Annotated in this window: 11 protein-coding genes and 2 tRNA genes; 9 read left to right on the top strand and 4 right to left on the bottom strand. The window is 63.6% G+C overall.

What is annotated here, in order from left to right:
- Window positions 1–75: 75 nt before the first annotated feature.
- From JANGC3_RS29095 to trxB, 3 genes are all read right to left on the bottom strand, one after another.
- On the bottom strand, window positions 76–672 hold the full coding sequence (locus tag JANGC3_RS29095) for a TetR/AcrR family transcriptional regulator (protein WP_017876595.1): 597 nt from the start codon (window positions 670–672) through the stop codon (window positions 76–78).
- 266 nt (window positions 673–938) lie between these two features.
- Window positions 939–1,589 (bottom strand): Smr/MutS family protein, encoded by a 651-nt coding sequence (locus tag JANGC3_RS0111280; protein ID WP_017876594.1) that lies wholly within the window; start codon window positions 1,587–1,589, stop codon window positions 939–941.
- 6 nt (window positions 1,590–1,595) lie between these two features.
- A complete protein-coding gene (gene trxB / locus JANGC3_RS0111275; RefSeq protein WP_017876593.1) occupies window positions 1,596–2,549 on the bottom strand; it encodes a thioredoxin-disulfide reductase in 954 nt (317 codons plus the stop codon).
- Window positions 2,550–2,813: 264 nt separating this feature from the next.
- Here trxB and JANGC3_RS0111270 point away from each other — a divergent pair, with 264 nt between their 5' ends.
- Genes JANGC3_RS0111270 through JANGC3_RS0111260 form a run of 3 tightly spaced genes read left to right on the top strand, consistent with a single transcriptional unit; the run spans window position 2,814 to window position 7,203 of the window.
- Window positions 2,814–5,165, top strand: a complete 2,352-nt coding sequence (locus JANGC3_RS0111270) for a DNA translocase FtsK (RefSeq protein WP_017876592.1) — start codon at window positions 2,814–2,816, stop codon at window positions 5,163–5,165.
- Window positions 5,166–5,169: 4 nt separating this feature from the next.
- On the top strand, window positions 5,170–5,847 hold the full coding sequence (gene lolA, locus JANGC3_RS0111265; RefSeq protein ID WP_035787630.1) for an outer membrane lipoprotein chaperone LolA: 678 nt from the start codon (window positions 5,170–5,172) through the stop codon (window positions 5,845–5,847).
- 48 nt (window positions 5,848–5,895) lie between these two features.
- Window positions 5,896–7,203, top strand: coding sequence for a replication-associated recombination protein A (locus tag JANGC3_RS0111260; protein ID WP_017876590.1), 1,308 nt, complete (start codon window positions 5,896–5,898; stop codon window positions 7,201–7,203).
- Between the two features lie 117 nt (window positions 7,204–7,320).
- On the opposite strand, the gene JANGC3_RS29090 is transcribed toward JANGC3_RS0111260, so the two are convergent.
- Window positions 7,321–7,671, bottom strand: coding sequence for a hypothetical protein (locus JANGC3_RS29090; RefSeq protein WP_017876589.1), 351 nt, complete (start codon window positions 7,669–7,671; stop codon window positions 7,321–7,323).
- Window positions 7,672–7,855: 184 nt separating this feature from the next.
- On the opposite strand from JANGC3_RS29090, the gene JANGC3_RS0111250 reads away from it, so the two are divergent.
- The 6 genes from JANGC3_RS0111250 (at window position 7,856) to JANGC3_RS0111225 (ending at window position 12,530) form a co-directional block, all read left to right on the top strand.
- A complete protein-coding gene (locus JANGC3_RS0111250; RefSeq protein ID WP_232429690.1) occupies window positions 7,856–9,328 on the top strand; it encodes an aminotransferase-like domain-containing protein in 1,473 nt (490 codons plus the stop codon).
- A 53-nt stretch (window positions 9,329–9,381) separates the two neighbouring features.
- A complete protein-coding gene (serS, locus tag JANGC3_RS0111245; protein WP_017876587.1) occupies window positions 9,382–10,674 on the top strand; it encodes a serine--tRNA ligase in 1,293 nt (430 codons plus the stop codon).
- Window positions 10,675–10,781: 107 nt separating this feature from the next.
- A tRNA-Ser gene (locus JANGC3_RS0111240) sits at window positions 10,782–10,872 on the top strand.
- A gap of 179 nt (window positions 10,873–11,051) precedes the next feature.
- Window positions 11,052–11,142: transfer RNA gene (locus JANGC3_RS0111235), tRNA-Ser, on the top strand.
- Window positions 11,143–11,264: 122 nt separating this feature from the next.
- Window positions 11,265–11,972 (top strand): 4'-phosphopantetheinyl transferase family protein, encoded by a 708-nt coding sequence (locus JANGC3_RS0111230; RefSeq protein ID WP_017876586.1) that lies wholly within the window; start codon window positions 11,265–11,267, stop codon window positions 11,970–11,972.
- Between the two features lie 171 nt (window positions 11,973–12,143).
- Entirely contained in the window at window positions 12,144–12,530 is a 387-nt protein-coding gene (locus JANGC3_RS0111225) for a DUF2946 domain-containing protein (protein ID WP_017876585.1), read from the top strand.
- Window positions 12,531–12,617: the final 87 nt, after the last annotated feature.

Here is a 12,617-nt window from a genome sequence, read left to right as displayed (position 1 = left end):
CTGGCAGTGAATTGCATTAATGGAGCATCGCATCACTTCACGCGTCCGCATCGACAACTTATTTCTTGCATACCTTTAATCGATTGTGCGGGTGGGCGCCTCCGGTGTCATCAATCCTATGAAGCGGCGCAACATTCGCAGCATGTCCTCGTGCCGGCCATCGGGGAAGACATACAACATGCCGACGAAGGTGGCGTACTCGATGCGCGCCAGATCGAGGGCATCCGCGCGGTCGCCATCGTCGCGCAGTTCGGCAATCAAACCGGCGAGATAGGCAATTCTGCGCTGGTCTATGTCCCTGAGGCGGTCTAGCACCAGCGGACTGCGCGCGCCCCACTGGCGCATCGCGCGCTCGATGGCGCCGTCCAGCGTCAACGCCAGATTGGCCAGTCTCATGCGCCTTTCCCAAACGCTGCTGAGTTGATCCACGGCGCGCTCCACGTTTTCCGTGTGTAGCTCTTGCCAATGGTCCAGCAGCGCTTCGGCATACGCGTCGACATCGGCAAAATGGTGGTAAAACGATCCCTTGGAGCGTCCGACCGCTACGCAGAGCTGGTCTATCGTGAGCGCGTCGGCGCCGCCGCCGGCCAGTAGCGCCAAGCCGGCGTCGAGCCAGGCGTGGCGGGGTTGGCGTGCCGTGCCGTTAATCGAGGTGGGCGGGCTTGCAAGCATATTAAAGTTATTAAAAGTAATATACTATAAGGTATAGTATGTTGACGTAAAAAGCAAGCGCGGGACGTGGCGGAAATAGTTGGTTTGGGGTTTTCGGGGGGGGGGGGGCAGTTCGCTTAGGCGGCGTCGTCGTAAATTCATTCAAGCCAACGGCGTACCCTGGGGTCAGACCTGTGAAGCTTCCGTAGGTCGGATTAGCGACAGCGTAATCCGACGCCGAGCCGCTGCCGACGCCAGTCGGGTTACGCCGTTCCGGCTAACCCGATCTACAGCGCTTGCAGCGCCGCCTGCAGCAGCACCACCAGGGCGCCGTCACCGCCCTCGGAGCGGCGCGCCACGCAAAACGCGACGACCTCGTCTTTTTGCACCAGCCAGCTATGTACCATCGACTTCAGCACCGGTTCCTGGCTTTTCGAGCCCAGGCCCTTGCCGTGGATCACCCGCACGCAGCGCAGCTTGCGCCGCGTCGCCACGCGCAGGAACTCGCCCAGGCCGTCGCGGGCGGCGTCGCGGCGCATGCCGTGCAGGTCCAGGTCGTCCTGGATCGGCCAGTGGCCCTTGAGCATCTTGCGCACCACGTCGGGGCCGACGCCGGGCCGGGTATAGCTGAGCACCGGCGCGTCGTCCATCAAGGCGTCGACCTCGAACAGGTCCGACAGCGACTCGCGCAGCACGGCGCGGTCGTCGTCCTCTTGCTGGCGCGGCGTCATCGGCGCGGCCGGGGCGGCCGGCGCCCGCTTGGTCTGCTGTGGCATGGGCGCAACGTTGCCCATGCTGTTGCGGAACAAATTGCTTTCGTGCGCCACCACGCGCTCGCGCTTGGCGCGTTCGGCGCTGGCGACGGCGCGCGCCTCCTCCTGCTCCTTGAGCGTGTTGCGCAAGGATTTCAGGTCGGCCAGGGATTTTAAGGACGACATCGCGGCTTACTCTTGGCCTTCGAGGTAGCGCTGGGCGTCCAGCGCGGCCATGCAGCCGGTGCCGGCGCTGGTGATGGCCTGGCGGTAAATGTGGTCCTGCACGTCGCCGGAGGCGAACACGCCGGGCACGCTGGTGGCCGTGGCCATGCCTTCGAGGCCGGTGCGGGTCTTGATGTAGCCGTTGTGCATGTCCAGCTGGCCTTCGAAGATGCCGGTGTTCGGCTTGTGGCCGATGGCGATGAAGACGCCGTGCACCTTCAACGCGGTGACGGCGCCGTCCTCGGTCGACTTGATGTTGATGCCGGTCACGCCGCCTTCGTCGCCGGTCACTTCGTCGAGCGTGTGGTTGTACTTGATGGCGATCTTGCCTTCGGCCACCTTGGCGTTGAGGCGGTCGATCAGGATCGCCTCGGCGCGGAACTTGTCGCGGCGGTGTACCAGGGTCACCTTGTTGGCGATGTTCGACAGGTACAGCGCCTCCTCGACGGCGGTGTTGCCGCCGCCGACCACGGCCACTTCCTGGTTGCGGTAGAAAAAGCCGTCGCAGGTGGCGCAGGCCGACACGCCCTTGCCCATGAACGCCGTCTCCGACGGCAGGCCGAGGTACTGGGCCGAGGCGCCGGTCGAAATGATCAGCGCGTCGCAGGTGTATTCGTGGCTGTCGCCGAGCAGGCGGATGGGTTTTTCGTTCAGGAAGGTGGTGTGGATGTGGTCGAACACGATGTCGGTGTTGAAACGCTCGGCGTGCTGCAACAAGCGCTGCATCAGTTCCGGACCTTGCACGCCCATCGGGTCGCCGGGCCAGTTCTCGACGTCGGTGGTGGTCATCAGCTGGCCGCCTTGCTCGACGCCGGTGACCAGCATCGGCTTCAGGTTGGCGCGGGCGGCGTACACCGCGGCGCTGTAGCCGGCGGGGCCGGAACCGAGGATCAAAACGCGGGCGTGCTTGGTAGTGGTCATAGGAGGCTTTTTACGTAATAGGTTTGATGGACCCGAGGTGGGGCCGATTGCTGCAAAGAACAAGGGCGGCGGCCTGTCCGGGCGATCGCGCCGGGGCGGCTCGGCGCGCGCACATTGAATTGGCGCAAGCACTGGCGAGATTATAGACGAAGCGGCGCCGGCGTATGAATCGTGAGGCCGGCGCGGCCCCTTATGGCTTAGAATACCTGTATATGGGTATTTCCCTGCCCGCACCATGCACATAGTTGCATCGTTTTTTAAAGTATGACGAAACCAAGCCAACCCACCCCCTCCAAGTACACCCGTAGCGTGACCGAACGCCAACCGTTGCCGAACCGGCTGGTGCGGCTATTGTCGGAGGCGCGCTGGTTCGCGCTGGCCGCCTTCGGCCTGTACTTCGTGCTGATTTTGCTCAGCTATACCAAGGGCGACCCCGGCTGGTCGCACGCCAACCTCGTGCCCAAGGTCGGCAACCTGGGCGGGCGCGCCGGTGCCTGGCTGGCGGACTTGTTGCTGTACATCTTCGGCATGTCGGCCTGGTGGTGGTGCGTCTTGCTGTTGCGCTCGGTCTGGAAAAGCTACCGCGGCCTGACGCGGAAATTTTTGCTGGAGAAAGAGGCCGACCCCGAGCACCACCAGGAGGGCTTGATCCGCGCCGTCGGCTTTGTGCTGTTGTTCATCGGCAGCATGGGCCTGGAATTCCTGCGCATGTATTCGCTGCACGTGCAACTGCCGCTGGCCCCGGGCGGCGTGCTGGGCCGCCTGGTCGGCCATTCGGCCCATGTCGCCTTCGGCTTCACCGGCGCCACCTTGCTGCTGCTGTTGCTGTTCGGCCTGGGTTTCAGCCTGTTCTTCCATGTTTCCTGGCTGGCGGTGGCCGAGCGCATCGGCGCCGCCATCGAAGTGGCGATCGACTGGTTCGTGCTGCGCTACGAAGACCGCGAAGACCGCCGCCAGGGCGAGGTCGCCGCCGTCAAGCGCGAAGAGGTGGTGGTGATCGAGCGCGCCAAGCATATCGAAAAGCACGTCGCCGCGCCGCCGGTCAAGATCGAGCCGCAGTTCGTCGCCGTCGTCAAATCCGAGCGGGTGGAAAAAGAGCGCCAGGCCGTGCTGTTCCACGACGGCGACAGCCGCCTACCGCCGCTGTCGCTGCTCGACGAGGCGCCGCCGGTGGTCGAGACGGTCTCGGTGGAAACGCTGGAGTTCACCAGCCGCCTGATCGAGAAGAAACTGTCCGACTTCGGCGTCGACGCCAAGGTCGTGGCCGCCTATCCCGGCCCGGTGGTGACGCGTTACGAAATCGAACCGGCCACCGGCGTCAAGGGCAGCCAGATCGTCGGCTTGGCGCGCGACCTGGCCCGTTCGCTGTCGCTGACCTCGATCCGCGTCGTTGAAACCATCCCCGGCAAGAATTACATGGCGCTGGAATTGCCCAACCCGAAACGCCAGATCGTGCGCCTGACCGAAATCCTCGGCTCCAAGGTCTACAACGACGGCGTCTCCAGTCTGACCATCGCGCTGGGCAAGGACATCGCCGGCAAGCCGGTGGTGGCCGACCTGGCCAAGATGCCGCATTTGCTGGTGGCCGGCACCACCGGTTCGGGCAAGTCGGTGGGTATCAACGCCACCATCCTGTCGCTGCTGTACAAGTCCGACCCGCTCGACGTGCGCCTGATCCTGATCGATCCGAAGATGTTGGAGATGTCGGTCTACGAGGGCATTCCGCACCTGTTGGCGCCGGTGGTGACCGACATGCGCCAGGCCGGCCACGCGCTGAACTGGGCCGTCAACGAGATGGAGCGGCGCTACAAGCTGATGAGTAAGTTGGGCGTGCGTAACCTGGCCGGCTACAACGCCAAGATCGCCGAGGCGCAGAAGAAGGAAGAGCACATCCCGAATCCGTTCAGCCTGACGCCGGACTCGCCGGAGCCGCTGGAGAAGCTGCCGACCATCGTCATCATCATCGACGAGTTGGCCGACTTGATGATGGTGGTCGGCAAAAAGGTCGAGGAATTGATCGCCCGTATCGCGCAAAAGGCGCGCGCCGCCGGCTTGCACTTGATTTTGGCGACGCAGCGCCCATCTGTAGACGTGATCACCGGCTTGATCAAGGCCAACATTCCGACCCGGATCGCCTTCCAAGTGTCGTCCAAGATCGACTCGCGCACCATTCTCGACCAGATGGGCGCCGAGGCGCTGCTGGGAATGGGCGACATGCTGTACATGCCGCCGGGAACCGGTTTGCCGGTGCGCGTACACGGCGCCTTTGTTTCCGACGAGGAAGTGCATCGCGTCGTCAGCCACTTGAAGTCGCAGGGCGAACCGAATTACATCGAAGGCATACTTGAAGGCGGCACGCTGGAAGAGGGCGGCGCCGACGGCGCGCCGGCGGGCGAGGGCGGCGGCGAGGCCGACGCCCTGTACGACCAGGCCGTTGGCGTGGTACTGAAAAACCGCAGGGCGTCGATTTCGCTGGTGCAGCGTCACTTGCGCATTGGCTACAACCGCGCGGCCCGCCTGCTTGAACAAATGGAGCAAAGCGGCGTCGTGTCAACCATGCAGTCGAACGGCAACCGGGAAATCCTGGTGCCAGCCACGAGCGCAGAACAAGGATAATCGCATGACTTTATTGAAAAAACGCGGCGCATTGAGCGCTTTGGCCCTGGCTTGCGGCATGTTGTTCGCCGCCGGCGCCTCCGCCAGCGCGCTGGAACAGTTCAAGACTTTTGTCTCCGGCACCAAATCGGCCAAGGGCGACTTCACCCAGCGCCAGGTCAAGAAGGCCGACGGCGCCGCCGCCAAGGCGTCGGCGTCGATGCCGGCCGCCGCCAAGGCGTCGGCGCTGGCCACCGGCACCTTTGAGTTCGCCCGTCCGGGAAAGTTCATCTGGACCTATGTCAAGCCGTACGAACAATTGCTGCAAGCGGACGGCGAGCAGCTGTATATATATGACAAGGACTTGAACCAGGTCACCACCAAGAAGCTGGGCAACGCGCTGGGTTCGTCGCCGGCGGCGATCCTGTTCGGCAGCAACGACCTGGAAAAGAACTTCACCCTGGCCGAAGCCGGCAGCCGCGACGGCCTGGAGTGGTTGAAGGCGACCCCGAAGGCGAAGGACACCACCTTCGACGAAATCAGCATCGGCTTGCGCAACGGCGTGCCGGAGGCAATGGAGTTGCGTGATTCCTTTGGTCAAACGTCGGTGCTGGCGTTCAAGAACTTCCAGAAAAATCCGGCGCAAAATGCCGCACACTTTAAATTTGTCATGCCCAAGGGCGCCGACGTCTTCAATAATTAAGGCTGGGGCGGCGATCGCCGCACCCGTGCCCCGCAATCGGTAAACACCATGGCCGACCTATTTTCAACCGCGCCGCGCCAGCCCCTGGCCGAAGCGTTGCGGCCCAAGAGCCTGCCCGAAGTCATCGGGCAAGGCCACCTGTTGGGCGCGGGAAAGCCCTTGCGCCTGGCGTTCGAGGCCGGCAAGGCCCATTCGATGATACTGTGGGGGCCGCCCGGCGTCGGCAAGACCACGCTGGCGCGCCTGATGGCGAACGCCTTCGACAGCGACTTCATCGCGTTGTCGGCGGTGTTTGCCGGCGTCAAGGACATCCGCGCGGCAATGGAGCAGGCCCAGCACAACCTGGACCAGTCCGGCAAGCACACCTTGCTGTTCGTCGACGAGATCCACCGCTTCAATAAATCGCAGCAGGACGCCTTGCTGCCCTTCGTCGAATCCGGCCTCGTCACCTTCGTTGGCGCGACCACCGAAAACCCCAGTTTCGAGGTGAACTCGGCGCTGCTGTCGCGGGCCCAGGTCTACGTGTTGAAGTCGCTCAACGAAGACGAGATGAAACAGCTCTTCAAGAAGGCGCACGCCAGTTCGCTGCCGCACCTTGAATTCGACGACGTTGCCGTCGACACCATGATCGGTTTCGCCGACGGCGACGCGCGCCGCTTCCTCAACTTGCTGGAGCAGGCCGAGACGGCCGCCGGCTCGTCCGGCGTCACCAAGATCGACGCGGCCTTCGTCGACAACGCGCTGACCTTGAACTCGCGCCGCTTCGACAAGGGCGGCGACAATTTCTACGACCAGATTTCGGCGCTGCACAAATCGGTGCGCGGCTCGAATCCGGACGCCGCGCTGTACTGGTTTTGCCGCATGATCGACGGCGGCGCCGACCCGAAATACCTGTCGCGCCGCATCATCCGCATGGCCTGGGAAGACATCGGCCTGGCCGACCCGCGCGCGCTGACGATCGTCAACGACGCCGCCGAAACCTACGAGCGGCTGGGTTCACCGGAAGGGGAATTGGCGCTGGGCCAGGCGGTGATGTACCTGGCGATCGCCGCCAAGAGCAACGCCGGCTACAACGCTTTCAACACCGCGATGGCTTTCGTCAAGCGCGACAAGTCGAAAGAGGTGCCGGTGCACCTGCGCAACGCGCCGACCAAGCTGATGAAGGAACTCGGCTACGGCCACGCCTACCGCTACGCGCACGACGAGCCGGACGCCTACGCCGCCGGCGAAACCTACTTCCCGGACGGCATGCCGGAGCCGGGCTGGTATCGCCCGGTGCCGCGCGGCCTGGAAAGCAAAATCGCCGACAAGCTGGCCTGGCTCAGGGAGCTCGACCGTAAGGCGGGTAAGACCTGACCCGTCGGGGCGTGTTGTGGGTCGGATTAGCGGTACGCGTAATCCGACAACGTTGGCCAGGCTAACTTGACGGCATTTTCGCCCTTAGTTCGAATAACGTCGCCGGCGCCGTGGCGTTTAATGCAGCGCCTTTTGCTCGCGCTGCACGGCGACCCACAGGCGGCGCAGCAGTTGCGCCACCTTGCGCTGGGTGCGCGCCAGCGACGCCTGCCCCGGCAGCGCCGGCGACTTCACCCGGATGCGGCCGTTGCCGATGGCCTCGATCAAGGTCAGGCCGTTGTTCGGGATGATGAACACATTGCCCTGGCGCAGGGAAAAGTCGGTCGACTCGCCGTACGCGGTGATCAGGGCCAGGCCCGACACGCATTCCACGCGGCGACCCATCGCATTGCTCAGCCGCAGCAGGCGCTGTTCGGTCAATTCATATTCAACGTGGCCTTTGGCCGTCGTTCTCGCTTGGTTTTCCATTTCCGTTCTCCCTTGCTGTGAAATCATGGGTTCAGAATACGGCTTGGCGGCGGACCATAACAGATGCAATAAACCACAATTGTTATCATCACAGTCGCGTTTCAATTAAACTGTTCTGGTCAAAAAAGCAGGCTACTGTACCTGTCGTCGGCCACCCCGTTTGCGTCACAATCATCGGATGTCCATGCAAATCAACCTCTACGAGCAATTGGCCAACGAACTCGGCGCGATGATCGCCAGCCGCGTCTTCGCGCCCGGCGACCGGCTGCCGTCGATCCGCCACCTGGCGCAGCAAAAACGCCTGTCGATCAGCACCGTCATGCAGGCGTTGCGGCTGATGGAAGACCGCGGCCTGGTCGAGGCCAAGCCTCAGGCCGGCTATTACGTGCGCCACCGCGCCAAGATGCTGGCGGCCATGACCGACACCCAGCACTTGAAGGAACCGGCCTTTGTCGGCATCACCAACTTGCTGATGCGGGTGCTGAGCCTGAACGAGGTGCCCAACATCGTCCAGCTCGGTTCGGCGTGGCCGCCGGACGAAATGCTGCCGATCAAGCGCATGCAGCGCACCGTCAGTTCGGTGGCGCGGCGCGACCCGGGCCTGCTGGCCAAGGTCAGCGTGTTCGAGACCAACGAGCCGGGTTTCCTGCGCCAGATCAACCGCCGCGCGCTCAGCTGGGGCGGCCAGGTCGATCCGAGCGAGGTCGTCGTCACCAGTTCCTGCACCGAGGCCATGAGCCTGTGCCTGCGCGCGGTGGCCAAGCCGGGCGACACCATCGCCATCGAGTCGGCCACCTATTTCGTGTTGCTGCAGATGATAGAGAGCCTGGGCATGAAGGCGCTGGAAATTCCGACCCATCCGAAGACCGGGCCGTCGCTGGACGCGCTGGAGCTGGCCATGCGCGCCGGCCTGGTGCAAGCTTGCCTATTCATTCCGAACGCCAACAATCCGCTCGGCTGCGTCATGCCGGAGGAGAACAAGAAACGCCTGGCGGCGCTGCTGTCGCTGTACGGCATTCCGCTGATCGAGGACGACATCTACGGCGACCTGTGCTTCACCCCGGAGCGGCCGTGGCCGGTGAAAGCCTACGATACCAGCGGCCACGTGCTGATGTGCTCGTCGTTCTCGAAGGCGATCACGCCGGCGGCGCGGGTCGGCTACGTCGTCGCCGGGCGCTACGCGCAGCAGGTGGCGCTGCTGAAGACCGTCTCCAGCGGCGCCACCAGCCATTTCTTCCAGGCGGTGCTGGCCGATTTCCTCGACGGCAGCAGCTACGACATCCAGACCCGCAAGATGCGGCGCGTGCTGGCCCAGCGCATCGCCCGCATGTCCGACGCGGTATCGTCCTATTTTCCGGTGGAATGCTCGCTGTCGGAACCGCAGGGCGGTTTCGTGCTGTGGGTGCAAATGCCGGAGCAAATCGACGCGCTGGCGCTGCACCACACCGCCAGCGCCGCGGGCATTTCCATCATGCCCGGGCCGCTGTTTTCGGCCTCGGGCAAGTTCGGCAATTACATCCGCCTCAATTGCGGCAACAGCTGGAGCCCGGAAATCGAGCGCGCCGTCGCCAAGCTCGGCCAGCTGGTGCACCGCGCGGCGGACGCGTCGGCGTGCGCGTCCCCGTCGGAATGCGCCGAATCTGCGCAAAACCCGTAAGGAAGTGGTCGCGGCTTGGTACAATTGTGCTTTCGACATAGCGCCACTACCCCATGATAGACATCCAACTTCTCCGTAAAGACATCGACAAGGTCGCAGCGCGCCTGGCGACGCGCAAGTTCCGGCTCGACGTGGCGGGGTTCAACGCCCTCGAAGCCGAACGCAAGGCAATCCAGACGCGCACCGAAGAACTGCAGGGCAAGCGTAATTCGCTGTCCAAGCAGATCGGCATGTTGAAAGGCAAGGGGGAAGACACCTCGGCCGTGATGGCGGAAGTGGCCGGCCTGGGCGACGCCCTGAAGGCCGATGAAGCCGCGCTGGCGCTGGTGCAGGCCAGGCTGAGCGACTTCATGCAGACGGTGCCGAATCTGCCGCACGAATCGGTGCCCGTCGGCGCCGACGAGAGCGGCAACGTCGAAGTGCGCAAAGTGGGCACGCCGCGCAGCTTCGATTTCGAGGTCAAGGACCACGTCGACGTCGGCGCGCCGCTGGGCATGGACTTCGAAGTCGCCACCAAGCTGACCGGCTCGCGCTTTTCGGTGATGAAGGGCGGCATGGCCCGTCTGCACCGGGCGCTGGCGCAGTTCATGCTGAATACCCATACCGACGAGCACGGCTACACCGAATGCTACACGCCCTATATGGTCAATGCCGACTCGCTGCGCGGCACCGGCCAGTTGCCGAAGTTTGAAGCCGATTTGTTCTCGGTGAAAAAAGGCGGCACGGAAGGCGAGGGCGAAACCTTCTACCTGATCCCGACCTCGGAAGTGTCGCTGACCAACATCGCGCGCGACGAAATTCTGGCGTTGGATGCGCTGCCCTTGAAAATGACGGCGCACACGCCATGCTTCCGTTCGGAAGCGGGCAGCTACGGCCGCGACACCCGCGGCATGATCCGCCAGCACCAGTTCGACAAAGTCGAAATGGTCCAGGTGGTGCACCCGGACACGTCCTACCAAGTGCTGGAAGAAATGGTGGGCCACGCCGAAACCATTTTGCAGCGCCTCGGCCTGCCGTACCGCGTGATGTCGCTGTGCACCGGTGACATCGGTTTCACCGCCGCCAAAACCTACGATTTGGAAGTGTGGCTGCCGGCGCAAAACACCTACCGCGAAATTTCCTCGTTGTCGAACTGCGAAGCCTTCCAGGCCCGCCGCATGCAGGCGCGCTTCCGCAACGCCCAGAACAAACCGGAACTGGTCAACACCCTCAACGGTTCCGGCCTGGCCGTTGGCCGCACCCTGGTGGCGATCCTGGAAAACTACCAGCAAGCCGACGGCAGCGTCGAGATCCCGGCGGTGTTGCAGCCATACATGGGCGGCCTGACCCGCCTGGTTGCAGCCTGAACTTGAACGCGGGGCAGAGGTCAAATATTTCCCCCTTTGCCCCTTCCGTTTTTTTAATACCCTGCTATAATCTTGTTCTCGCAGCAGCAAGCGATCAGAAGTAAGCAGGAAAGGTGGCAGAGTGGTCGAATGCGCTGGACTCGAAATCCAGTGTACATCTTTGGTGTACCGTGAGTTCGAATCTCACCCTTTCCGCCATTATTCAGGTACTTTCGAGTACTCAGCAGTGTAGGAGAACCCCGTTATCGGGGTTTTTTTACGTCCTAATGTTTTATGGGCGGATAGCGCCGAATATCCCCCAAAATAAGCGGCATGCCTTGCGCGAGCTATGCTAAAATTCTGCCTCGCTCATACAGAGCTCGCTTGAAGTTAAGCAAGGAAAGGTGGCAGAGTGGTCGAATGCGCTGGACTCGAAATCCAGTGTACATCTTTGGTGTACCGTGAGTTCGAATCTCACCCTTTCCGCCATAATTCAAACACTTCCGGGTGTTAAGCAGCGTAAAAAAGCCCCGTTCTCGGGGCTTTTTTACGTCGTCATATCATTGTCTACACCCTGATTGGTAAAGAGGATGTCGCGAACGCAATTGCCTATGGCGCGCTTGCCGCTGCCTGACGAGGCGCCTCCCGGCGTCGAAGTCTGGCGCCTGGAGCTGGCGCTGGAAGCGCCGCTGGCGCAGGCCGACTGGGAATTGCTCAGTGAAGGCGAGCGCGCGCGGGCGCTGCGCCTGCACCGGCATGCCGACCGCCTGCGTTCGGTTGCCGGCCGGGCCGGCTTGCGGCGGCTGCTGGCCGAGCGCGTCGGCGCGGCGCCGCGGCAGCTGGAATTTGCCAGCGGCGCATATGGCAAGCCGTATCTGCTGCATCAATCTGGGCTGCCGTCCGGCGCGGCGGCGAGTGCGGACATGGCGTTCAACGTCGCGCACGCCGGCAACTGCGTGCTGATCGCCCTCGGCGCCGCCCCCGCCGTCGCCGCGCTGGGCGTCGACGTGGAAATGCACGACGCCGGCATCGAATTGGCCGCCTTGGCCGCCTTCGCATTGACACCGCAGGAATGTCTGGCCATGCACGCGGCGGCGGACCCGTTGGCCGATTTCTTTCTGCGCTGGAGCGCCAAGGAGGCCGCGCTCAAGGCGCTCGGCGTGGGCGTCGGCGAGTATCTGCGGCAAGTGGCGATTGACCGCCAGGACGGCAAGCGGCTCAAGTGTACGCATCACATGCCGGACTGGCCGTCGTTGCAGATCTGCCCGCTCGACGTTCCCGGTAACTTCAGCGCCGCGCTGGCCTGGCATGCCGCTTAATTAGCGGGCCGGCAACGCCGAAAATCAAGCTGCGGCGTCGAGCCGGGGACTGACCTTCAGGTCCGACCCCAGGGTTACGCCCTTGGTGTAAGGCGCGCAATCACCTTGCCCCCCCCGCATATGCCGTACTGCATATTGACGCGCACGAGGCCGCTGTTTAGAATTGCGCCCATGTTCCCATCCCACGCCCTTCGCCGCCTGCTTGCCTGGATCGCGCTCGCCGCCATTCTGGGGCTGGCGTTGGCGCCGACGCTGGCGCGGGCGCTGGCCAAGGAAGGCAGCTCCGCATGGATGCAGATCTGCTCGGCGCAGGGAAGCAAACTCGTCGCCGTAGCCGACCTGGCGCCGGGTGAGCAGCCCGGACCGTCGAACGCTGGCCTGGAACACTGCCCGTTTTGCGCGCTGCACACGCCGGCGCCGCCGCCGGCGCAGCTGCGTTTCTCGTTCGCCTTGCCGGCGTCACCGCCGGCGCTGTATCCGAGCCTGTTTTTCTCCGCGCCACGGCCCTTGTTCGCGTGGTCGGTCGCGCATCCGCGCGCTCCCCCCGTCCTCTCCTAGATCAATACGCTTATCCGGCCATCGTAGTCCGGCGCCTTGCGCGCCGGCCGATGAGGTGTGCGCGCCCGTGCGCGCACGCCTTGCCGC

This window comes from Janthinobacterium sp. CG3 (genome assembly GCF_000344615.1).
Classification (GTDB): Bacteria; Pseudomonadota; Gammaproteobacteria; order Burkholderiales; family Burkholderiaceae_D; genus Janthinobacterium.
The sequence above is the reverse complement of the archived record's forward strand: the minus strand, read 5'-3'. Positions and strand labels throughout refer to the sequence as shown.

What these genes read in the sequence shown, in the direction of transcription:
- JANGC3_RS29090 (WP_017876589.1), bottom strand. Translation starts at nt 7,671, where the DNA reads ATGGAAAACCAAGCGAGAACGACGGCCAAAGGCCACGTTGAATATGAA.
- serS (WP_017876587.1), top strand. Translation starts at nt 9,382, where the DNA reads ATGATAGACATCCAACTTCTCCGTAAAGACATCGACAAGGTCGCAGCG.
- lolA (WP_035787630.1), top strand. Translation starts at nt 5,170, where the DNA reads ATGACTTTATTGAAAAAACGCGGCGCATTGAGCGCTTTGGCCCTGGCT.
- trxB (WP_017876593.1), bottom strand. Translation starts at nt 2,549, where the DNA reads ATGACCACTACCAAGCACGCCCGCGTTTTGATCCTCGGTTCCGGCCCC.
- JANGC3_RS0111260 (WP_017876590.1), top strand. Translation starts at nt 5,896, where the DNA reads ATGGCCGACCTATTTTCAACCGCGCCGCGCCAGCCCCTGGCCGAAGCG.
- JANGC3_RS0111250 (WP_232429690.1), top strand. Translation starts at nt 7,856, where the DNA reads ATGCAAATCAACCTCTACGAGCAATTGGCCAACGAACTCGGCGCGATG.
- JANGC3_RS0111280 (WP_017876594.1), bottom strand. Translation starts at nt 1,589, where the DNA reads ATGTCGTCCTTAAAATCCCTGGCCGACCTGAAATCCTTGCGCAACACG.
- JANGC3_RS0111230 (WP_017876586.1), top strand. Translation starts at nt 11,265, where the DNA reads ATGGCGCGCTTGCCGCTGCCTGACGAGGCGCCTCCCGGCGTCGAAGTC.
- JANGC3_RS0111225 (WP_017876585.1), top strand. Translation starts at nt 12,144, where the DNA reads ATGTTCCCATCCCACGCCCTTCGCCGCCTGCTTGCCTGGATCGCGCTC.
- JANGC3_RS0111270 (WP_017876592.1), top strand. Translation starts at nt 2,814, where the DNA reads ATGACGAAACCAAGCCAACCCACCCCCTCCAAGTACACCCGTAGCGTG.
- JANGC3_RS29095 (WP_017876595.1), bottom strand. Translation starts at nt 672, where the DNA reads ATGCTTGCAAGCCCGCCCACCTCGATTAACGGCACGGCACGCCAACCC.